The sequence below is a fragment of the Promicromonospora citrea genome, from assembly GCF_013004695.1.
GTDB lineage: Bacteria > Actinomycetota > Actinomycetes > Actinomycetales > Cellulomonadaceae > Promicromonospora > Promicromonospora citrea.
In genome coordinates this window covers 1-20,734 of the sequence record NZ_JABEMG010000013.1, presented here as the reverse complement: position 1 = coordinate 20,734, position 20,734 = coordinate 1, and the positions used below count along the sequence as shown (strand labels likewise).

Below are 20,734 nucleotides of genomic sequence, written 5' to 3'. Positions count from 1 at the left end.
GCCGGCGCACACGTGTCCCACGTCGCTGACCTGCAGCGTCGCGGTGCCGGTGTCGAAAGCATCGTTGCACGTCACACCAGGGCCGGCAGCGCGGGTGTGGGACTCCACGGCTACGATGACCGAATGACGAGCACCGCCCGAGCCTTCGAGCCGATCAAGGTTCTCGATCTCTTCGCAGGGTGCGGTGGACTTACCGAAGGCTTTCACCAGTTCCGCCCGGTGGGCGCCGAGGACACGGCGCCTCCGGTGTTCCACAGCGTAGGTGCGGTGGAGTGGGACGCAGCTGCCGCTGCCTCCTACGCGATGAACTTCGGACCGTCGTCTCGCCGTAACCTGCACCACGAGGCGACCGAGATCTTCTGGCGGGACATCACGGGGTGGACCCCGCCGTGGAAGCCGGGTGAGGTCGACGTCGTCGTCGGGGGTCCGCCGTGCCAGGGCTTCTCGGGGCTGAACCGCAACAAGGTGGGAGCCGAGCGCAACCAGCTCTGGCAGCGGTTCATCGACGTCGTCGTCGCCGTCCAGCCCAAGGTGTTCGTCATCGAGAACGTCGATCGGTTCGTCCGGTCGCCGGAGTTTGCCGACCTCAAGAGCCGGATCGGCAAGGACGGGCTGAAGGACTACGTGCTCTGCGATGCGCCGGGAACGAAGCCGGACGACTCCGAGCAGGTCAGGGCGCGCAAGTACCTCCTGAACGCTGCCAACTACGGGGCGCTCCAGGCGCGGAGGCGTGCCATCGTCATCGGCGTCAGGACCGACCTCGGCGTCGCGGCCGGTGCGTTCACCTATCCGAGGCGCGAGTACTCGGAGAGCGCACTCGCCCATCGGGACACGCTCGAGGGACTCGAGCAGGCGGGTGGTGAGAAGGCGTGGAAGACCATCGATCGTCTCTTCGAGAAGACAGCAGGACTGGACCTCGACCGGACCGATCTTCCTGAGGGCGAGCCGAAGACGGTCCCTGAAGTCGGCAAGGAGCTCCGCGGTCCGTTCAGGACCACGGAGCTGCACTTCACACGCAGCCCCGAGCTCATCTCGCTCGCCCGATACCGGGCGATCCCTCGTTCCGGGAACCGGAAGAACCTGCGAGGTCGGTTCTGGTGCCGTTTCCGCGACGGCGAGGAGCTCATCGTCGAGAAGACTGCAGCGTTCCGCGGTCCGGACGGCAAGCTCAACCTCTCGGGCAGATACACCGAGGTCGTCGACGGCGGGCTGCTCGGCACCCGCACGGTCACGGTGACGAGCAGCGCGCTCGAGCCGCACGCCTTCGAGGGCCGGCTCAGCCGGAACAAGGCCGAGGCGTACGAGGTCCAGGTCAAGGACGGTGAGCGGCGGCGGAAGGCCGAGTTCGTCTATCTCTCGACCGAGTCGTGGGACCGCCACGACTCCGGGTCGGGTGACGTGATGGGCAGGCTCCGTCTCGGTGCGCCCTCGGTCACCGTGCGCACCGAGTTCTTCAAGCCGGAGAAGGGTCGCTACCTTCACCCGACTGAGGATCGGCCGATCACTCATTACGAAGCAGCGCTCCTGCAAGGTTTCCCGGAAGACTTCTGGTGGTGCGGGTCCAAGACCGACATCGCGCGACAGATCGGCAACGCGGTGCCGATCCCGCTCGGGCGAGCGATCGCCGGCTCCATCTACGAGTTCCTGAGCGCTGCGTCGGCGGGCAGCCACTGACCCGACCAGGTCAGACCGGGTCGAGCTCGTCCGGCTCGGCCTCAGTCCAGCTCGACGTTGTACGCCGCGAGCACCTCGATGATCGGCTGGTAGAACGAGATGCCGCCCGACGAGCAGTCGCCGCTGCCGCCCGACGTGATGCCGAGCGCGGTGCTGCCCGTGTAGAGCGCCCCGCCGGAGTCGCCCGGCTCGGAGCAGATGTCCGCCTCGATCATGCCGTGCATCGCCACGCCGCCCTCGTACTTCACGCTGACGTTGATGGCGGTGACCTCACCCGAGTGCTCGCCGCTGGCCGTACCGTCGCGGGTGGCCTCCAGCCCGACCTCGGCCTTGCCCGCGGTGAACCCGCCGGGCCGTTCGCGCGCCTGGTTCTCGTACCGGACGACGGCGAAGTCGTTGCTCGGGTAGCTCGCGGCGACGGTCGAACCCACGAGCACGTCGCCGTCCTCGTCGGCGTACCAGGTCTCGACCTCCTCGCCGCAGTGGCCTGCGGTCAGCAGGTGCTTGCCCTTGTGGTTGCTGACGTTGAACGCCATCGAGCAGCGGTAGTCCGGCCCGTAGATCGCGTCGCCGGGAGCGAGCCTCAGGTCGAACACGCCGTCAGTCGGCCGGACCTCGACGGTGTCCGCGACCTGCCGGAGCCGCTCGCGCTCCGCCGCGGTGACCGTGGAGTCGGTGCGGACGACCACCGTGCCGGTCGTCTCGTCGGTGTGCCACGCGATGCCGTCGACGCCGGTGTCGTCGACGGCTGCGCTCGCGGCGGCCAGCTCGGCCGACGACGGCCCGTCGGGCTCCGCCGCCGCTGGTGGCACGGCGAGGACGGACAGCCCGAGGACTGCGCCCGCGGCGACGCTGATGGTGCGGGTCATGGACGTGCGCTTCATGGTGACCTCCTGGGGAAAGATCCCTCGCTGCGAACGTAACCCCGCTAATTTTCACCCGCTGGGTGCATGCATAGGGGTGAAGATGCGCTCGCGGTGCCACCGCAGGTACTTCTCTGACGGGGCGACCGTGGGCGGCTCGAGCACGATCTCTCGCCGCAAGCCTTCGCCCGTGAAGTAGCGGGCGGTCTCTGGCACGCGGTAGGCGGCCGCACGGAGCCGGTGCGACATCGTGACCGTCAGGTGGTCGTCCGCGAGCTCGAGCGTCATCAGCCCGGCGTCGAAGGCGGCGTCGTGCGTGGGACAGGCCGCGACGCCGTTGGCGACGTCGGTGCGCTCGCCGTCCGTCGAGTCACGCCACGGCTTGATGTGCCCGGCGCGCAGGAGGGTGGGCCGCAGGCCGTCGCGACGGCGTTCGGCTTGCGCCGGAACAGCCGGGCCAGCTCCGGCACGGGGGAGGGGAACTTCCGGTCGCCACCGCCGGCGCGCACGTTGGCGACGAGCCGGACTGCGCCGGCCAGCAGCGTCTCGACCGGCAGGTGGTTGACCCGGCCCTGTCCCGAGGCCGGCCCCGAGGTCAGGTCGGGGCGGGTCACGATCTCCCGCCACTGCTGCTCCGCCTGGGCGACGGTGAGGTCGAGGTAGGCGGACAGGGTCACGCCGACAGCCTCGGGCACCGGACGGGGCCCGTCAAGGCGGATTTTCCCTGGACCCCGCCCCGACCTCGCACCACCATCACCCCCATGCCCTCCCCATCCACCAGCACCCGCTCGCCTACCTCCTCGGCCTCGAGGGCGTCGCCCTCCTGCGGGCGTTCGCCGGCGAGCACGGCCGCGAGTTCACCGAGGCGCGGATCGCCGAGATCCGCCGCCTGCTCGACCGTGCGGACGAGATCGGCCCCGGGGTCGACGTCTCCCCCATCTCGGTGCGCGACGGGTACGACGGCTGGTCCGCGACCTACGACGTCGAGGGCAACAGCTGCTTCCCGATGCGTGACGACCTGCTGGCCCCGCTGCTCGACCCGCTTCCGACGGGCCGGGTGCTCGACGCCGCGTGCGGCAGCGGCGCGGTGACCCGGCAGCTCCTGGACCGCGGGCACGACGTCGTCGGTGTCGACGGTTCCCCGGGCATGCTCGGGCTGGCCCGCCGCGCGGTCCCGGAGGCGACCCTCCTGGAGGGCGACCTCGCCGCCCTGCCGCTGCCCGACGGTGACGTCGACCACGTGACGTGCACGCTGGCGCTGAGCCACGTGTCGGATTTGCGGCCGTTCTTCGCCGAGGCGGCGCGCGTCATACGGCCGGGCGGGCACCTGATCACGCTCGACGTGCGCGGCTACTATGCGCGCTCGCCGCTGTTCCCGCTGGTCCAGCAGACGCCGGACGGTCGCGTCGGGTACATGCCCGGCGGCAGCCACGAGACGAGCGACTACCTGCGCGCGGCCCTGCCCCACGGGTTCGTGGTGCGCGCGTGCGAGGAGCTCTTCGCCCCGCCGTACGTGCCGTGCCCGGACCCGGAGCCGACCCCGCTGCCCCCCGGCCCGCCGGACATCTGGGAGCTGGTGTCCTGGGTCCCGGAAGCGTCGTCCGCCGCCGACGCCGGGCGGTCGCAGGTCATCGCCTGGGACTTCGAGCTGCGGCCCGACGTCTGACTACACCCCGATCCGCTCGCCGTCCACGAGCACCTCGAGCTCGGGGCTCCGCTCCGGCCAGAAGCACACCAGCCCGGCGACACCGTGCGCCTCACGCAGCGGCGTCTCGTACCCCCACACGGCGTCGTGCAGCGCGAGGTCGCCGACGCGGACGGACCAGTAGCGCGCGGTGCCCTTGTACGGGCAGTAGCTCACGGCGTCGGTGGGCGTGAGCAGGTCCATCCGCACGTCCGACCGCGGCAGGTAGTACCGCGCGGGCAGCCCGGTCTCGGTCAGCATGACCGGACGGCGCGACTCGGCGACCACCTCGCCCCGGACCACCACGCGCACGTGCCGGGAGGAGCGCAGCGTGTCGACCCGCACGTACGGGCTGCGGGCGTGGAAGTGGATCACCTCGTCCTCCTCGAACCAGGTGTCCATCGCTGACCAGGTCAGCGTGAACGCGCCCCGCATGCCCTCGGTCGGCGCCTCGGGATACCGCTGCGCGGCGCCGGCCAGGACGCGGTCCCCGAGCACGACGTCGTACAGCTCGCTGCGCCCGAGCACGCGCGAGCGCTCGCCGAGCCCGGACCGGCGCAGCTGGGCCCGCAGGTCGCCGGGCCGGAAGAAGTACCGGGGCGCGTACGAGTACTCCCACACCAGCAGCGGGACCGCGTCGGCCACCACCGTCCCCTGGCTGACCGCCCGGACACGGGTCACGCCGTGCTGGACGGTCCCGGCCGGGATCACGAACGGGTTGGTCACGATGTCGGGCACGAAGAACCTCTCGTCGTCGGTCGCGCGGAGGGGCCCGCGCCGTCACGCGAGAGGCAACCGCGCAGGCCGCGGGGTTATTTCACCCGAGGGTCCAGGCGTGCCGCCCGGAGCCGACCGTCTCCTGCGGTGCACCGGGCAGCCGCACCACCGCCCGCGCGTTCGGGGGCACGTCCGCCTCGACGACGACGTCGTCCCCCGTGCGGCGCCAGGCCACCCGCGCCCGCCCGTACGGCGTGTCGAGCGCGGCCTCGGCGTGGTCGAGCCCGGCGATCGGCCGGGGCGCGACGAGGATCGTCCGGTACCCGGGCTCCGCGGGGGCGAGGCCCGCGACGGTGCGGTGCAGCCAGTCGGCGACGGCGCCCAGCGCGTAGTGGTTGAACGACGTCATCTCGCCCGGGTTGATCGTGCCGTCCTCGAGCATCGAGTCCCAGCGCTCCCAGATGGTCGTGGCGCCCATCGTCACCGGGTACAGCCACGACGGGTTGCCGGTCTCGAGCAGCAGGCGGGCGGCGGTCTCCAGGTGCCCCGTGTCGGTCAGGGCGTCGGCGACGATCGGCGTGCCCACGAACCCCGTGCCGATCCGGTACCCGTTCTTCTCCACGAGAGCCGCCAGCCGCCGGCCCAGGCGCTCGCGCAGCGCCGCGTCCCGGACCAGGTCGAACCGGAGGGCCAGCGCGTAGGCGGTCTGCGAGGCCGACGTCAGGTCACCGTCGCGGGTGACGTACGCGGTGCCGAACGCGGCCCGGGCGCGGTCGGCGGTCTCCGCGAACCGGCGTGCCTCGTCGTCCCGGCCGAGGACGGCGGCCGCGCGCGCCGTCAGGTCGCAGGACCGCACGAGGTACGCCGTCGCGACCAGGCCGGGGTCGGTCATGGCCCGGAACGGATCGTCCGGCGGCGCCGCCGGGTCGAGCCAGTCGCCGAACTGGAAGCCCTCGTCCCACAGCAGCGTCTCGCCCGCCAGCCCCAGCACGTGCTCGGTCCAGGCCCGCATGCTGTCGTACTGCGTCGCCAGGACCCCGGCGTCGCCGTAGCGCTCGTGGAGCACCGTCGGCACGACGGTCGCGGCGTCGCCCCAGGCCGCGGCCGGGCGTGACGCCTCGACCAGCACGTTCGGCACCACGAACGGCACGGCGCCCGAGGCGTCCTGCTCGATCGTGAGGTCCTCCAGCCACGAGGCGAGGAACGACCGCGTGTCGAACAGGAAGGCCGCCGTGGGAGAGAAGACCTGGATGTCGCCCGTCCAGCCCAGGCGCTCGTCGCGCTGCGGGCAGTCCGTCGGCACGGACAGGAAGTTGCCGCGCATGCTCCGCACCACGTTCTCGTGGAGCTGGTCCAGCAGGGCGTGCGAGCTCGTGAACCACCCCGTGCGCCGCAGCTCGCTGTGCACCACCTCGGCCTCGACCTCCCACGCATCCGCGGGCAGACCGGACACCTCGACGTAGCGGAAGCCGTGGAACGTCGTGTCCGGCGCCCACACCTCCCCGTCCGCGTCACCCGCCAGCACGTAGGTGTCGGTCGCCTCGGCGGCCCGCAGCGGGCGGACGCCGAGCTCACCGTGCTCCAGCACCTCCGCGTGCCGCAGCGTGACGACGGTGCCGCGCGGTCCCGTCACCCGCAGGCGCACCCGCCCCACGAGGTTCTGCCCGAGGTCGACGAGCTGTGCCCCGCCCGGCGACGTCAGCCGCTCGACAGGGGCCACGGTCTCGGAGACCCGCACCGGCGGCGCCGTCCGGGCCACGGGCACGGGCGCCCCGGCGGCGAACCGCACGCGCTGCCACCGGGAGTCGTCGAAGCCGGGCAGGTCCCAGCCCGGCGTCTCGGCGCGCGCGTCGTACGTCTCACCGTCGTACAGGCTGCTGCGCACGACGGGTCCGTCGTCCGTCGCGCGCCAGTCGCCGTCCGTCACGACGTGCTCGACGCGGCCGTCCGCGTACTCCAGGCGGAGCTGCAGCGCCACGGACGGCTGCGCGCCGTACCGCGGCTCGGGCAGGAACCACCGCTCGGTGAACCAGCCGCCCGCCACGTCGGCGGCGAGCGCGTTCGCCGCCCCCGGCCGCACGAGCGCCGTCACGTCGGTCGACTCGTGCACGAGGCGCTCGCGGTACGGGGTCCAGCCCGGCTTGAGGAGGTGGTCGTCGACCGCGGCCCCGTTCAGCCGTGCCTGGTAGACACCGAGCGCCGTGCCGAACAGCGTCGCGCGCACGAGGTCCTCGGCGACCGGGAACTCGCGCCGCACGCGGAACGGCTGGGCGTCGCGCCGCGCCACGGCGAGCTCGACGAACCGGGCGGCCCACTCGCCGTCGGCCAGGAAGGTCGTCGTCACGTCGAGCGGCGCGCTCCACGGCCCCGGCACGCCGTCCGACCCCGTGACCCGTACGCGCAGCGTGTGCCGGGAGTGGGGGAGGAGGTCGGCGAACGGCCAGGCCACGAGCACGGACTCGCGGCCTTCGAGGGTGACCCGCCGGTCGCCGTCGAGCTCGAGCTCGGCGCGCGCCTGCGTCCAGCCGGGAGCCTCGGTCTCGGTGACCCAGGACAGGCGCGGGCGGGGGACGGCGACCGGCGACTCGGCCGTCAGGGTGGTGGCGAGCGTCATGGGCTTCTCCGGAGGTAGGGGTCAGCCCTTGAGGGCGCCGTTGGTCATGCCCGCGACGATCTGCCGGTTGAAGAACACGTACAGCACGAGCGGCGGGATCGTGATGAGCAGGATGTCCATGAACAGGAGGTTGTACTGGTTCAGCGACTGGCCCTGGAAGTTGTAGAGCGTGAGCTGCACGGTGGCGTTCTCGTCGCCGGGCAGGAAGTACAGGGGCCCGGTGAAGTCGTTGAACACCGCGACGGCCTGCACCACGACCACCGTGATGATCACGGGCCGCAGGAGCGGCACGATCATCGTCCAGAACAGGCGGACCGGGCCGGCGCCGTCGAGGATCGCGGCCTCGTCGAGCTCGCGGGGGATCGTCGCGACGAACGCCCGGAACAGCAGGATGCAGAACGAGAGGCCGAACGTGACCTCGATGAGCACGAGTCCGCCGAGGGTCTTGAACAGCTCGAGACGCTGCAGCACCCACACGGTCGGCACGACGGCGGGCGGCACGATGAGCCCGGCCAGCACCATGGTGTCGACGACGGGGTTGAGCCACGACCGGCGCCGCTGCGTGACGTAGCCGACCATCGCGGCCAGCAGCACCATCGCGGTCACGCTGAGCACGGTGAGCACGGCCGAGTTGACGAACGCGCGCAGCACGATCCCGTCCCGGTAGCTGACGACCTCGACCAGGTTGTCGAGGAACGCCCAGTCCTGCGGCAGCGAGAACTCGAGCTGGGAGGCGTCGGGCGCCGTCTTGGACGCCGTGAGCACGATGAACGCGAACGGGACGAGGAAGACGACCACGCTCACGACGATCGCCAGCACGCCGTAGGCGGCGCGGCGCAGACGAAGGGTTCTCACAGCTCCTGCTCCCGTCGTCGCAGTGCCAGGGACACCGGGACCATGACGGCCGCGACGACGGCGAAGAGCACCACGTTGCCCGCCGTCGAGAGGCCGTAGAAGCCTGCCTGGTACTGCTTGTAGATGACCGAGCCGATGACGTCGCTCGTGAACCCGGGCCCGCCGTTCGTCATCGCCCAGATGAGGTCGAAGGACCGCAGACCGCCGATGAGCGACAGGATGACGACGGTCCCCGTCGCGGGCATGGACAGCGGGAGCGTGATGTGCCGGAACTGCTGCCAGCCGCTCGCGCCGTCCATCCGGGCGGCCTCGAAGTAGTCCTGCGGGATGGCGACGATGCCGGCGATGAAGATCAGGGTCGCGATGCCGAGACCCTTCCAGACGTCGACGGCGGCCACGGTGAGCAGGGCGAGGTCGGGGTCGGTGAGCCAGCCCGGCCCGTCGACCCCGAACCAGCCCAGCACCCGGTTCACGACGCCGTCGAACGGGTCGAGCAGCACCTTGAACGTGATGCCGACGCCGATCGTCGACACCAGCACCGGGAAGAACACGATCGCCCGCAGGTAGCCGCGGCCGAGGATCGGCGAGGTGAGGAACACGCCCAGCGCCAGCCCGAGCACGACCTTGGCACCGCTGGTGAGGATGCCGTAGACCAGCGTGTTCACGAACCCCGTGACGAGCTGCGGCTCGCGGAAGAACTGCACGAAGTTGTCGAACCCGATGAACTCGACGTCGAACAGCGTCCAGCGTGTGAGGCTGAACCAGAACGAGGCGAACGTCGGCACCGCGAAGAACACGAGGAACAGCACGGCGGCGGGGACCGCGAACCACAGCGGGTAGCTCGAGTCGGTCCGGCGACGCGTGGTGCCGGCGGCCTCCTTGCGCAGGAGCGTGCCGGGTGGCGAGAGCGTCGTCATGGTCACCAGCCGCTGAGACCGAGCTGCTGGGCCTGCTTGCGCACGTCCTCGTCGTAGGCGGCCGCGCCGTCGGCGGCCGACCGGATGCCCGAGCCCACCTCGATCGCGATGTTCTCCAGGTTGGGGCCCTTGACCGGCGAGACGAACTCCAGAGCCGGCTCGGCGCGGTCCTCGTCGACGTAGGTCTGCAGGTCCTCGACCATGCGCGGCACCCCGTCCTCGAGCGGGCAGGTGTCGATCACGTACGGGCCGGTCGCGACGCCGGTGTCCTGCGCGATCGCGCACGCCTCGGGGCTGGAGGTGATGAACTCGACGAGCGTCTTCGCGGCCTCCAGCTCCTCGCCCGTCGTGCTGCTCGGGATGTAGACGGCGCCCGGCTGCCAGATCGTCGCCGCGGTGTGCTCGGCGTCGGCGGCAGGCAGGGCGAAGAAGCCGACGTCGTCCAGCTCGTCGGGGTTGTTCTGCGCGATGGCGGGCGCCGCGTTGGTGAGCATCGGGTAGTGCGCGGCGCCGCCCTCGGCGAGCTGCCGCAGCGCCTGGTCGTGCGTCAGCGACGCGAAGTCCTCGTTGAGCAGGCCCGCGTCGTGCACCTCCTGCAGGTGCTCAAAGCCCGCGAGCGCGGGCTCCTGCGCGAACTTCGCCTCGCCCGCGGTGAACCTCTCGGCCCAGCCCGGGTCCTCCTGCGCGACCGATCCGTGCGCGGCCAGGATCAGCATCTGTGCCGTCCACGTCTCGCCGTAGGCCTGGAGCACCGGCGTGACGTCGGGGCGCTCGCGGGCGATCGTCTCGCTGTTCGCGACGAAGTCGTCCCAGGTCTCCGGCACCTCGAGGCCGAGCTCCTCGTAGAGCGGCACGTTGTAGAGGATGCCGCCGCCGAAGGAGGAGCCGGTCGGCGCGCCGTACAGACCCTGGTCGGTGCGCACCGTGTCGAGGAAGTCGTCGGAGACGTGCGAGACCCACTCCTCGTCCGAGAGGTCGGTCAGCGTCTGGTCGGGGTTGAGCGCCTGGAGCAGCGAGCCTGTGTTGTAGACGAAGACGTCCTCCATCTCGCCCGTCGCGAGCTTGGTCTTGGTGAGGTTGTCACCCTCCGTGCCGTCCGGCTGGGTCTGCAGGTCGACGGCGATGTCCGGGTGCGCCTCCTCGAACGCGCTGATGAGGCGCTCGGCCGACTCGACACCTGTCGCGTCGTTCGGGACCAGGTAGCTGATCTCGACCGCGCCGCCGCTGTCCGCACCGCCGGAGCACCCCGCGACGAGCGACCCGACGAGCGTCGCCGCAGCGCCGACCGCGAGGCCCCGCCGGAGCCCTCGGCCGTGACCGTGTGCTGTGAACATGCCTACCTCCTTGTGGCCACCGGGTACGTTTGCCTCGATGCAAACGCCGGTTCGCCGACATGCTAGGGGTGGCTTTGAATCGATGCAAGAGCCGTCGGCGTCGTAGGCTCCGCTCGGGGAGGGGAGGGTTCGAGGTGAACCGCACATGGTGACGCGGCGCGAGGTCGCCGCGGCCGCAGGCGTCTCGGTGCGCACGGTGTCGAACGTCGTGAACGGGTTCGTGCACGTCGCGGAGCCGACCCGGCGTCGTGTGCTCGAGGCCGTCGAGCAACTCGGCTACCGGCCCAGCGAGATGGCCCGGAGCCTCAAGGTCGGCCGCACCGGCCTCATCGGCCTCATGCTGCCGGACCTCGAGACGCCGTACTTCGCCGAGCTGACGCGTGACTTCGTCGAGGAGGGCGCGGCGCGGGGCTTCACGGTCGTCATCGACCAGACCGACGGCGATCTCGAGCGCGAGACGTCGCTGCTGGCGCGCGCCGCGCGTGGCGGGCTGTTCGACGCGCTCGTGCTCAGCCCCATCGCCCTGCGGGCCGACGACGTCACGGCGCGCCTGCCCGACAGCCCCCTGGTGTTCCTCGGCGAGACCGACGTCCCGGGCTTCGACCACGTCGCCATCGACAACCGCGAGGCGGCGCGGGTCGCGGTGCGGCACCTCGTCGAGCGCGGGCACCGGCGCATCGCCGCGATCGGCTGGCGCGACGACGGCAACGGCACGGTCGAGCTCCGCACCGCGGGGTACCTGGCGGCGCTCGAGGAGGCGGGGCTCGCGGTGCCGGCCGGCGGCATGCCGCTGACCGGCGGGTTCGGGCGGCGCTACGGCGCCGCGGTCCTGCACTCCCTGGTCGACGGCGGCGACCCGCCCGACGCCGTCTTCTGCTTCTCCGACTCGCTCGCCCTCGGCGCCCTGCGGGCCGCCCACGACGCCGGGCTGCGCGTGCCCGACGACCTCGCGGTGGTCGGCTTCGACGACGCCGAGGACGGCCGCTACTCGGTGCCGTCGCTCACCAGCGTCTCGCCGGACAAGCGGTGGATCGCGCACACGGCGTTCACGCGCATCGCCCGGCGGCTCGCGGGCGAGGACATGCCGCCCGAGACGCTGGTGGCTCCGTTCCGGCTCGTGGTGCGGGAGAGCAGCGGGGGCTGAGCCCGGCAGCGGGCTCAGTCGGTGAAGGCGTCCTTGACGTCGTCGCCCGCCTTCTTGAGCTTGGCCTTCGTCTGGTCGGCCTCGCCCTCCGCCTGCAGCTCCTCGTCGTCCGTGGCGCGGCCGGTGGTCTCCTTGAGCTTGCCGCCCGCGTCCTCGGCGGCGTGCTTGATCTTGTCGTCCATGCCCATGGTGTCCTCCGGTGCTCGGTGGGGTGGTACCAGCCCACCGTCACCCGCGCGCGCGGCACTCGCCACCGGCACGGGGGTCACTCCTTCCAGACCAGGACCTCGACATCGATCTCGGTGCTGTCCGCGCCGGGCGCGATCTTCGTGAAGTGCACCCGGGCTGTGCGTCCGCCGTCGGAGTCGACGCACACGTACTTGTCGAGGAGCCCCTCGTACGGCGTGGACGACGTCAGCTGGGTGCGGGCGTCGCAGTCCGCGTGACTGGGCTCGTCGTCGAACACCGTGAGGTTCTCGCCCTCGACGAAGCCGCTGCTGAGGCAGAAGTCGCCCTGGTAGTCGGTGGCGTCCCAGTCGGGCGCGGTGCTGTCGAGCGTGATGCAGGAGTAGTTGTCCAGGTGGAGCGGTCCGTCCGTCTGCCGGACGATCTCCACGTCGTCGTCCGCCGTGCTCGCCGTGTCGGACCCGGTGCCGACGCTCGACGCCTCGGCGAGCTGGTCCTCGAGCTCGCCGTTGCGCTGCTCGAGCTCGTTCACCTTGCCCTCGAGCGCCTGTACCGTCTGCTCGAGCTCGGACGACCCCGGCCTGCCCGTGAGCGACGGGATCTCCACCGCCCCGGAGAAGAGGCCGATGACGGCCGCGAGGACCGTACTGGCCGCGACGATGAGCGCCACGATGATCGACGTCCTCGAGTCGGAAGATCCGTCCGCCATACCCCTGCCCCAGCCGCGCGTCGTGTAGGTCGGGCCACAGCGTAGTGCTTCACCCGGAGATGTCACGTGAAGTGCGGCGGGTCCCGGTCCGGTGCCGCCGCACCGGACCGGGACCCCGTCACGCCTCCTGTCGCGCGCGCTCGGCGAGCAGGCCCGCGACGTCGTCGACCGCCATCTCGACGCGGCCGTAGACACGCGGCGTGAGAAGGGTCGTGCCGTCGAAGTCGCCGGACGACGCGAACACCGCCACGGGCACGGTGAGCGCCTGGAAGAAGCCGAACAGCGGGCGCAGCGCGTGCTCCAGCACGAGGGCGTGGTGCTCCCCGCCGCCGGTCGCGGCCAGCAGCACGGGCTTGTTCGCCAGGGCGTACTGGTCCACCAGGTCGAAGAAGTGCTTGAACAGGCCGGTGTAGGACCCGCGGAAGACGGGCGTGGCGGCGACGAGGAGGTCCGCCTGCTCGGCCTGGCGCAGAACCTCCTCGACGGCGGGGACCACGCCGTCGCGCTCGACGGCACCCGTGAAGTCCGGGCCCAGCCGGTAGACGTCGATCCGGTGGGCGTCGACGGTCACGCCGTGCCGTGCGAGCGCCGTCTCGAGCGTGCCGAGCACGACGTCCACGAGCCCCACCGTCTTCGACCTCTCGCTGGGGCTGCCGTTGACGACCACCACGCGCAGGACGGGTCCGAGGCCCTCGTCCACCGGCGTCCGGTCCGTGGTCACGGCGCTCATGCGACGCTCGCCGTCCGCCCGGCGACCTCGCGGCGCACGACGGGTGCCACCTCGGTGCCGAGCAGCTCGATCGCCTCGAGCACGTCCTTCTGCGCCATGCCGCCGAACCCGACCTGGATCAGGGCCCGGTCGAGCCCGTACACCTCGTGGTAGGCGAGCAGCTTGTCGACGACCTCCTGCGGGCTCCCCACGACCAGACCCGCCGCGGGCGAGGTCTGCGCGTCGAACGCGGCGCGCGGCATCTGGAAGCCGCGGCCCCGCTGGTGGTTGTTCTCCATCATCCCGCGGGCGAACGCCGGGTACATCGTGTCCCGCGCGCCCTGGCTGGTGCGCGCGACGTGGCCGTGCACGTTGATGCTGGTGCGCAGCGTGGCCGGGTCGTGGCCGGCCTGCTCGGCCGCCGCCCGGTACATGTCGACCGTCTGCTCGTGGTAGGTCAGCGGGCCGAGCAGGAGCGCCATGGCCATCGGCAGGCCGAGCCGCCCGGTCGCGACGGCGGACGCGAGCGTGCCGCCGACGCCGACCCAGACCGGCAGCTCGTCCTGCAGGGCACGCGGGCCGATGTCGGCGGCCTCGAGCGGCGGGCGGAACCGGCCGCGCCAGGTGAGGGGGTTGCGGTCCCGGATGGCCAGCAACAGCTCCAGCTTCTCGCGGAACAGGTCCGCGTAGTCGGCCAGGTCGTAGCCGAACAGCGGGAACGACTCGGTGTAGGAGCCGCGGCCCGCGATGATCTCGGCGCGCCCGCCGGAGAACTGGTCGAGGGTGGCGAACTGCTCCCACACGCGGACCGGGTCGTCCGAGCTGAGCACGGTGACGGAGCTGCTCAGGCGGATGTGCTCCGTCGCCTCGGCCGCCGCGGCCAGCACCATCGCGGGGGCCGACCCCACGAAGTCGGTGCGGTGGTGCTCCCCGACGGCGAACAGGTCGAGGCCCACCTGGTCGGCGAGCCGTGCCTGCTCGATGGTGTCGCGGGCGCGGCGGTGAGGGGAGGGGGCCCGGCCCGTCGCCGGGTCCTCGGTGATCTCCACGAAGGTCATGAAGCCGATCTCGAACGGCGAGCGGTCCCGCTCCGGGCGGGTCTCGGTGGTCATCGCGATTACCTGTCTCTCGTGTGCGGTCCGGATGGGTGGTGCGTGCGACGGCGTGCCGCCGTCTCCGTATAACTGTCTGCGCAGGCAGATATTCCGCCGCGCGGCGAGCGGGTCGCGGATAGGATCCCGGCATGACGACGCCACGCCTCACCGCCCTCGAGGACGAGGCCTGGCGGGGCTTCCTCTACGCGCACGACCACATCTGGCGCGAGATCGAGGAGGGCCTCGCGCCCCTCGGCGTGAGCATGGCCGAGTACAGCGTGCTCGCCCTGCTGGGGGAGGTAGGCCGGGACGGGATGCGGATGTCGGAGCTGGCCCGGCGGCGCGTCATGTCGACCGGCGGCTTCACGCGGATGGCGGACCGGCTCGAGCGGCGCGGGCTCATCGAGCGCCGGCGGATCGAGGAGGACGGGCGCGGCTACGTCGCGACGCTCACCGAGGACGGGCGGTCGCTGATGCGCAGGGCCTGGCGCCGCCAGCACGCGGACATCCGCCGCCTCTTCCTCGACCGCCTCGACGACGAGGACGTCCGTGCGCTGGCCCGGGTGTGGTCGCGGCTCGACCTCGACCCGGAAGTGGGGCGGGGGCGCTGAGCCCCCGCCGGTCTCACGCCCGGGCGTACTCCGCGAGCAGCACGCCCGAGCCGAACGCCTGGACGTCCGCGCGCTTCCACTGCCGCGGCGCGTAGCCGCGCCCGCCGAACAGCGGGACGCCGGCGCCGAGCACCACGGGGTTGATCTTGAGGGCCAGCCGGTCGATCTCGCCCGCGAGCGCCGCGGCCAGCGACCCGCCCCCGCACAGCCAGATGCCCTTCCCGTCCTCCTGCTTGAGCGCGCGCACGGTCTCCACCGGGTCGGCGTCCGTGAAGGTCACGGCCTCGCTGCCCGCCGGCCCCTCGTGCGAGCGCGTGAACACGACCTGGCGCAGGTGCTCGTACGGGCTCGGCAGGTCCGGCAGGCCGACGGCGTAGGTGTTCCAGCCCATGAGGACCGTGTCGAACGGGCTGTCGTCCAGCGGCAGGCCCACGGCCTCGGCGAGCCGCGTCGGGGCGGTGCCGCCGTAGCGCGCCCAGATCGGCGCCATGTGGTCGCCCTCCGCCAGGAAGGCGTCGAACTGGCCGTCCGGCCCGGCGATGTAGCCGTCCAGGCTGACGGCGACGTAGTAGGTGAGCTCGCGCATCGATCCTCCGATCACTACAGGTGCAGTGGCTGGAAACTACAACAGATGTAGTGCTTCGCGCTACCCTCGTCCGTATGGCCACCAACTCCGTCCGCCGCGCCGCACTGGCTGACGCCGGCATCGCCGTGCTCGCCCGGGAGGGTGCCCGCGGGCTGACCCACCGCGCGATCGACGGCGAGGCCGGGGTGCCGACCGGGACGACGTCGAACTACTTCCGCAGCCGGGACGCCCTCGTCTCCGGGCTGTTCGAGCGGATCGGGCAGCGCCTCGCGCCGTCCCCGGAGGACCTCGCCGGCCGCGCCGGGCGGACGCCGAGCCGCGCGCTGTTCGCGGAGTACCTGCGTGACATCGTGCGCCGGCTGACCGCCGAGCCGGACGTCACGCGCGCCCTCTTCGAGCTGCGCCTGGACTCCGCCCGCCGGCCCGAGCTCGCCGCGGTGCTCGCGCCCTGGCTGCGTGCGGGTCTCGACGGCGACGTCGCGTTCAACGAGCAGGCGGGGCTCCCGGGCGGCCGGCGGGAGATCGCGCTGTTCCACTACGCGATCGACGGCCTGCTGCTGGACCGGCTCACGACGCCGATCGACCCGGACCTGCCGGTCGACGACGTCATCGACGCGCTCGTCGCGGGGCTGCTGCCCGAGTGAGCCGGGTCGGTCCTCGGCCCGGGGCCGTCCGGCGCCTCAGCCGTACACGAGGTAGGCGCCGTCCTTGCCGGGCTCGACGAGCGTGAACCGCCGGGTCAGCCCGCTGCGGTCGAGCAGCCCGACCTGCTGGGTGAGCTGCTCGTTGGTCACGAACACGGTGCGCTCGAGGCCCCAGCCCGCGGCGAACCACCCGCGGAGCGCCTCCAGGAGGCGCCGGTCGAGCCCGTCGGCCGTGCGTGAGGTCCGGACCCAGAAGTACACGACGGCTTGCACGTCGTCCCAGGCGTCGTCGCCGAGCGGTGTGACACGGGAGCGCGCGAGGAACGCCGCGGTCGTCGGGAAGACGTAGACGCAGCCGAGGCTGCGCGGGTCGGCGGCGTCGGGGCTCGCCGGGTCGAGCACCGTGTAGGTGAAGGCGTGCCCGGCGGCGTGCCGCTCCTGCAGTCCGACGAGGTCGGCGCGGTTGGCCTCGACGGTGAAGTCGTCCTCCGGCCAGGCCGACTGCTCCCAGAGGCGCAGGTCCGCGCGCGTCTCCATGACGGCGTCGTGGTCGCGCGCCGCGTCGTCGGCCGTGATCGGGCGCAGCGCGAGCTCGTCGGTCCGCGGCATGCTCCTCGGTTCGCGCAGGGTCATCGGGGCTCCCTCTCGTCCCTCGCACCCTAGGCGGGGCCGGGACCGGACCTCGAAGGGTTTTCACGGCCGCCGATGAGTTCCGGTCGCCCACCCGGTCGGCACGGGCAGACCAGAACCCCTGGAGGGAACCCTGATGCCTCACCTCACACCCGACCGCGCACGGCGCGCGATCACGGAGCACACCCGCCGGCTCGCGGAGGCGGCGTCGGCCGCCGGACCGCGGACGCCCGTGCCGACCACCCCGGCCTGGACCGTCGCCGACCTCGTCACCCACGTCGGCGGCACGCAGCACTGGACCGCCGAGATCATGGAGCGGCGGGTCACGGACTTCGCCGACCTGCCCGCGCAGAGCCCTCAGGCCCCCGCGGACCCCGGCGCGTGGGCGGGCTGGTTCGAGGAGTCCGCGCAGCGCGTCGTGACCGCCTTCGCCGACGACGCGCTCGCCGCGCCCGTGCTCAACGCCGCGGGGGACGACCGCGAGGGCAGCCTCTTCTGGCTGCTGAACGTCCTCAACGAGGCCGTGGTGCACGGGGCCGACGGCGCGCTCGCCGCCGACCGCGCGCCCGAGGTGGCGGCCGACGTCGCCGCGGCGCTCGTCGACCACCACCTCGCGATGCTGGTCTCGCTGACCTGGGCGATGGCGCGGCCCGAGTCGGCGAGCGCGCTCCAGGGCACGGGGCAGACGCTGCAGTGGCGGGCCGACGACACCGGGGACGCCTGGCAGGTCGAACGCCGCCCGGCGGGCGCGGTGTGGCGGGCCGGGGCCGGGGCCGGTCCGGCCGACGCGACGGTGACCGGACCGGCCGGTCCGCTCCTGCTCGCCCTCACCCGGCGCCTGCCGGTGGCGGACGCCGGTCTCCAGGTCGACGGCGACGCCGCGCTGGTGCGGCACTGGCTCGACCACACCGCGCACGTCGCGGACTGACCGGTCAAGCCCCCGCGCGGACGGCGCGGGCGAGCCACGGGCCGAGCTCGGCCAGGCGCAGGCTCCCGGCGGCATCCGGGCCGGCCGCCGCCTCGAGCTCCGCGTCGGGAGCCGCCACTCCGTTGATCACGGCGACCAGGTCCAGGTACCGCCGCTGCGTGGCCTGGTACGCCGGATCCCGCAGCGCCGTGCGCACCACGTCGGCCATCCGCTCGTAGCCGGTGGCGACGCGCTCGCGCACCGCGTCGTCGGCGGGGACGCCGATCGCCTCGGCGGTGCGGCGCACCACCCGGTCGGCCAGCGCGACGGCGTGGGGATCGTCACCGGGCAGCCCGCTGGCGTGCGCGGCCAGGAGCCGCGTCATCACCTCCTCGCCGAGCGTCGTGATCGCGCCGTGGACCGGCTCCGTGGCGACGACGGATCCCGGACCGTCCGCGTAGGTCTCCCGGAGGTAGCTGCGCGTCGCGGTCCGGAACGACGTGTCCTGGAGCAGCTCGGCGAGCGTGACCCACGCGTCGAGCTGAGCGGCGGTCGGGTCGTCGGGGAGGCGCGGGCGCGCGCCCAGGGCACGGTCGGCGACGTCGGCGGGCAGACCGTCGGTGACCTCGCGCCAGAAGTCGTCGACCAGCCGTTCCCTCTCGTGGTCCGGCAGCGCGGCGAGCCGGGTCAGCAGCGCGACCCGCGCCTCCGGGTCCTCCTCGCGCACCAGCGCGCGCAGCGCGGCGCGCCGCGCCCGCAGCTCCGCGCCCTGCCGCTCGACGACGTCGAGGTGCTCGGCCAGCAGGTAGCGCAGCTCGGTCTGCCCGGTCAGCAGCCGGCGGATCTGCTCCAGCCCGGAGCCGAGCTCGCGCAGCGTGCGGACGAACTCCAGCCGTGCGATCTCGACCGCGCCGTACAGCCGGTGCCCGGCCGGCGTGGTCTCGGCGGGCGGGACGACGCCTTCGTCGGCGTAGAACCGGACGGCGCTGACGCTCAGGCCGGTCCGGCGCGCGACGTCGCCGATCGGGTAGAGGGTGGGGTGCTGGGTGCTCTCGTGGGTGTCCATGCCCCTCACCCTGGGACCTCGAGCGGCTCGAGAGGCAAGCCCCGGTCGTTCCACGCCGTGCCGAACGCCGCCCACACGATGGGGGAGAACGCGGCCTCGCCCGTGCGCTCCCAGGCGTCGGCCTGCTCGCGCTGCCACGCGTTGAGCGCCGCGACGGGGTCGGCGGCCTCGTGCGCCGCGTCGACCGCGACGACCGCCCGGGCGAAGGCGTCGATGCCCGTGACACCCGCGATCACCTCCAGCCCGGTGTCCGTCGGCAGGGTCCAGCGGGTCGCGGTCACGTGCTCGGCGCCGCGCGCGGTGAACGCGGCCACGAGGCCGGTCGGGTCGGCGTAGGCGGTGTCGGCGCCGGACGAGCAGCCGACGAGCGCGACACGGGCGGGCGCCGTCCACCCGTCGAGCGCGATGTCCGCGGCGAGCAGCGGGCGGTGCACGCCGTCCACGAGCGGGGCACGGCCGGCGGCCTCCGGGCCGTCGGTGAGGTGCAGGCCGGTGCCCAGGGCGTAGGCGCCCGCGGTCACGTGCCCGACGTACAGGTAGCGGGCGGCGTCGGCGAGGTGCTCGCGAAGCTGCGTGCGGCTCGTGCGGGGGCGGACGGGTGCCTCGGCCGGTGCGCCCCGCAGCCGGTCGCCGTGCCGCGCGAGCACGGCCTCGACCAGGGGCTCCGCGCGGCGCAGCACCGGTTCGAGGCCGGCGACGCCGCCGGGCACGACGGGGTCGACGGTCGCGACGACGGGTCCGCCGGGCCGCACGGGCGACGGGACGCGGGCGGGCGACCGGCGGATCGACGCGGGCAGCAGCACCGACACGTCGCAGCGGTGCACGAGGCGCTCGCTGTCGTCGATGCGCAGGGCCTCCCACGGCACGGCGGCCAGCGCCGGCGAGGCCTGGACGCGCACGTGCGGGCGCAGACCCTGCGCGAAGCGGTGCTCCAGCTCGGCACCGAGCCGCGGGGGCACCAGGGCCGCGGTCAGCGCGCCCGTGAGCGCCGTCTCCTGCTCGACGTCGCCGAGCACCGCCCAGGACCGCCGCAGCGCGTCGCGCACCGGCTCGCCGTCGGACGGGCGGGGGACGGCGCGGCGCCACGCGTCGAGCGCCGGCAGGGGCGGCGGGACGCCCCACAGCCGGGGCTCGTCGAGCGCGTCCTGCCAGCGCCACGTCACCCAGAGGCCGCCCTCGGCGGTGTCGACGTACTTGACCTGCACCGTCGGGTCCTGGCCGGTCACCACGCGTCGACCACCTCCTGGCCCCGGACGGCGACGCCGTAGCGCTCCTGCGCGGCGTCCAGGGCCCAGGCGAGGGCGCTGCGGCCGTGCGGGCGGGTCCGTACGCGGGGCGCGACAGCGAGCAGGTCGGTGCCAGGCCCCGGCTCGGCGACCACCGGGTCGAGGGTGGCGCTCGCGGCGACGTGCTCCAGGAGGTCGAGCACCTCGTCCTCGCGGCCGGCGACCGTGAGGGTCCGCAGGGCGACGTCGAGGATCCGGGCCGCCTCGGCCGCCCACGCCTCGCGCAGCTCGCCGGGCCGCAGGCCGTAGCGGACGGCGTCGGCGGCGAGGGCGCAGGGCACCGCGATGTCGACCGCGCGGTCATGTTCGGGGGTGCCGGCGGCGTTCGTGCGCAGCGCCGCGTTGTACGCCGCGACGGCCCGGCGCACATCGACGCGCACCCGGTCGGTGGGCGTCGTGGCGAGCTGCCTGGCGCGGTCGTGCGCCGCGAGCGCCTCCTCGCCGCGCCCCGCCTCGTCGAGCGCGAGGCCGAGCACCGCGTACGCGTCGGCCTCGGCCTCGGGG

23 protein-coding genes are annotated in these 20,734 nt (G+C 73.1%); 6 read left to right on the top strand and 17 right to left on the bottom strand.

Going from position 1 to position 20,734, the window contains the following annotated elements:
- Positions 1-123 precede the first annotated feature (123 nt).
- Complete coding sequence (locus tag HLB15_RS04550; RefSeq protein WP_171104116.1) at positions 124-1,674, top strand: DNA cytosine methyltransferase; 1,551 nt, start codon at positions 124-126, stop codon at positions 1,672-1,674.
- A 41-nt stretch (positions 1,675-1,715) separates the two neighbouring features.
- Here the strand turns inward: HLB15_RS04550 and HLB15_RS04545 are convergent, their stop codons facing one another.
- From HLB15_RS04545 to HLB15_RS04535, 3 genes are read right to left on the bottom strand one after another with little or no spacing between them, the layout of a single operon-like run.
- Positions 1,716-2,558 carry a S1 family peptidase gene (locus HLB15_RS04545; protein ID WP_171104115.1) on the bottom strand — a complete coding sequence of 281 codons (843 nt, stop codon included), beginning with the start codon at positions 2,556-2,558 and terminating at the stop codon, positions 1,716-1,718.
- Positions 2,559-2,609: 51 nt separating this feature from the next.
- Positions 2,610-2,924 (bottom strand): hypothetical protein, encoded by a 315-nt coding sequence (locus HLB15_RS04540; RefSeq protein ID WP_376699398.1) that lies wholly within the window; start codon positions 2,922-2,924, stop codon positions 2,610-2,612.
- Positions 2,825-3,214, bottom strand: coding sequence for a hypothetical protein (locus tag HLB15_RS04535; protein WP_171104113.1), 390 nt, complete (start codon positions 3,212-3,214; stop codon positions 2,825-2,827). Before HLB15_RS04535 ends, HLB15_RS04540 begins: the two co-directional genes overlap by 100 nt.
- Positions 3,215-3,480: 266 nt before the next feature.
- Here HLB15_RS04535 and HLB15_RS04530 point away from each other — a divergent pair, with 266 nt between their 5' ends.
- Positions 3,481-4,203, top strand: coding sequence for a class I SAM-dependent methyltransferase (locus HLB15_RS04530; protein WP_212759501.1), 723 nt, complete (start codon positions 3,481-3,483; stop codon positions 4,201-4,203).
- Here the strand turns inward: HLB15_RS04530 and HLB15_RS24695 are convergent, their stop codons facing one another.
- The 5 genes from HLB15_RS24695 to HLB15_RS04505 form a co-directional block, all read right to left on the bottom strand.
- Positions 4,204-4,959: a DUF427 domain-containing protein gene (locus tag HLB15_RS24695; RefSeq protein ID WP_229785662.1), complete on the bottom strand. Its 756-nt coding sequence runs from the start codon at positions 4,957-4,959 to the stop codon at positions 4,204-4,206. It abuts the gene before it with no gap.
- 79 nt (positions 4,960-5,038) lie between these two features.
- Complete coding sequence (locus tag HLB15_RS04520) at positions 5,039-7,552, bottom strand: family 78 glycoside hydrolase catalytic domain (protein ID WP_171104112.1); 2,514 nt, start codon at positions 7,550-7,552, stop codon at positions 5,039-5,041.
- A gap of 21 nt (positions 7,553-7,573) precedes the next feature.
- A complete protein-coding gene (locus HLB15_RS04515; protein WP_229785663.1) occupies positions 7,574-8,407 on the bottom strand; it encodes a carbohydrate ABC transporter permease in 834 nt (277 codons plus the stop codon).
- A complete protein-coding gene (locus HLB15_RS04510; RefSeq protein WP_171104111.1) occupies positions 8,404-9,324 on the bottom strand; it encodes a carbohydrate ABC transporter permease in 921 nt (306 codons plus the stop codon). Before HLB15_RS04510 ends, HLB15_RS04515 begins: the two co-directional genes overlap by 4 nt.
- A 2-nt stretch (positions 9,325-9,326) precedes the next feature.
- Positions 9,327-10,658, bottom strand: coding sequence for an ABC transporter substrate-binding protein (locus HLB15_RS04505; protein WP_171104110.1), 1,332 nt, complete (start codon positions 10,656-10,658; stop codon positions 9,327-9,329).
- Positions 10,659-10,803: 145 nt separating this feature from the next.
- On the opposite strand from HLB15_RS04505, the gene HLB15_RS04500 reads away from it, so the two are divergent.
- A complete protein-coding gene (locus tag HLB15_RS04500) occupies positions 10,804-11,802 on the top strand; it encodes a LacI family DNA-binding transcriptional regulator (protein ID WP_171104109.1) in 999 nt (332 codons plus the stop codon).
- A gap of 14 nt (positions 11,803-11,816) precedes the next feature.
- Here HLB15_RS04500 and HLB15_RS04495 read toward each other — a convergent pair whose 3' ends face one another.
- The 4 genes from HLB15_RS04495 to HLB15_RS04480 form a co-directional block, all read right to left on the bottom strand.
- Positions 11,817-11,990, bottom strand: coding sequence for a CsbD family protein (locus HLB15_RS04495; RefSeq protein WP_171104108.1), 174 nt, complete (start codon positions 11,988-11,990; stop codon positions 11,817-11,819).
- 77 nt (positions 11,991-12,067) lie between these two features.
- Positions 12,068-12,697: a hypothetical protein gene (locus HLB15_RS04490; RefSeq protein WP_171104107.1), complete on the bottom strand. Its 630-nt coding sequence runs from the start codon at positions 12,695-12,697 to the stop codon at positions 12,068-12,070.
- 118 nt (positions 12,698-12,815) lie between these two features.
- A complete protein-coding gene (locus tag HLB15_RS04485) occupies positions 12,816-13,427 on the bottom strand; it encodes an NAD(P)H-dependent oxidoreductase (RefSeq protein ID WP_171104106.1) in 612 nt (203 codons plus the stop codon).
- A complete protein-coding gene (locus tag HLB15_RS04480) occupies positions 13,424-14,518 on the bottom strand; it encodes an LLM class flavin-dependent oxidoreductase (RefSeq protein ID WP_171104105.1) in 1,095 nt (364 codons plus the stop codon). Before HLB15_RS04480 ends, HLB15_RS04485 begins: the two co-directional genes overlap by 4 nt.
- 131 nt (positions 14,519-14,649) lie before the next feature.
- On the opposite strand from HLB15_RS04480, the gene HLB15_RS04475 reads away from it, so the two are divergent.
- Positions 14,650-15,111, top strand: a complete 462-nt coding sequence (locus tag HLB15_RS04475; RefSeq protein ID WP_212759500.1) for a MarR family winged helix-turn-helix transcriptional regulator — start codon at positions 14,650-14,652, stop codon at positions 15,109-15,111.
- Between the two features lie 13 nt (positions 15,112-15,124).
- Here the strand turns inward: HLB15_RS04475 and HLB15_RS04470 are convergent, their stop codons facing one another.
- Complete coding sequence (locus HLB15_RS04470) at positions 15,125-15,697, bottom strand: dihydrofolate reductase family protein (RefSeq protein WP_171104104.1); 573 nt, start codon at positions 15,695-15,697, stop codon at positions 15,125-15,127.
- 74 nt (positions 15,698-15,771) lie between these two features.
- Here HLB15_RS04470 and HLB15_RS04465 point away from each other — a divergent pair, with 74 nt between their 5' ends.
- A complete protein-coding gene (locus HLB15_RS04465) occupies positions 15,772-16,341 on the top strand; it encodes a TetR/AcrR family transcriptional regulator (protein ID WP_171104103.1) in 570 nt (189 codons plus the stop codon).
- A gap of 36 nt (positions 16,342-16,377) precedes the next feature.
- Here the strand turns inward: HLB15_RS04465 and HLB15_RS04460 are convergent, their stop codons facing one another.
- On the bottom strand, positions 16,378-16,974 hold the full coding sequence (locus HLB15_RS04460; RefSeq protein ID WP_171104102.1) for an N-acetyltransferase: 597 nt from the start codon (positions 16,972-16,974) through the stop codon (positions 16,378-16,380).
- A gap of 133 nt (positions 16,975-17,107) precedes the next feature.
- Between HLB15_RS04460 and HLB15_RS04455 the strand changes: the two genes are divergently transcribed.
- Positions 17,108-17,899, top strand: a complete 792-nt coding sequence (locus HLB15_RS04455) for a maleylpyruvate isomerase N-terminal domain-containing protein (protein ID WP_171104101.1) — start codon at positions 17,108-17,110, stop codon at positions 17,897-17,899.
- Between the two features lie 4 nt (positions 17,900-17,903).
- Here the strand turns inward: HLB15_RS04455 and HLB15_RS04450 are convergent, their stop codons facing one another.
- The 3 genes from HLB15_RS04450 to HLB15_RS04440 all read right to left on the bottom strand — a co-directional run.
- Positions 17,904-18,944, bottom strand: coding sequence for a helix-turn-helix domain-containing protein (locus HLB15_RS04450; protein WP_171104100.1), 1,041 nt, complete (start codon positions 18,942-18,944; stop codon positions 17,904-17,906).
- A 5-nt stretch (positions 18,945-18,949) separates the two neighbouring features.
- Positions 18,950-20,173, bottom strand: a complete 1,224-nt coding sequence (locus HLB15_RS04445) for a CHAT domain-containing protein (protein WP_171104099.1) — start codon at positions 20,171-20,173, stop codon at positions 18,950-18,952.
- On the bottom strand, positions 20,167-20,734 hold a 568-nt coding region (locus HLB15_RS04440), incomplete at its 5' end, for a hypothetical protein (protein ID WP_212759499.1). The genes HLB15_RS04440 and HLB15_RS04445, both read right to left, overlap by 7 nt.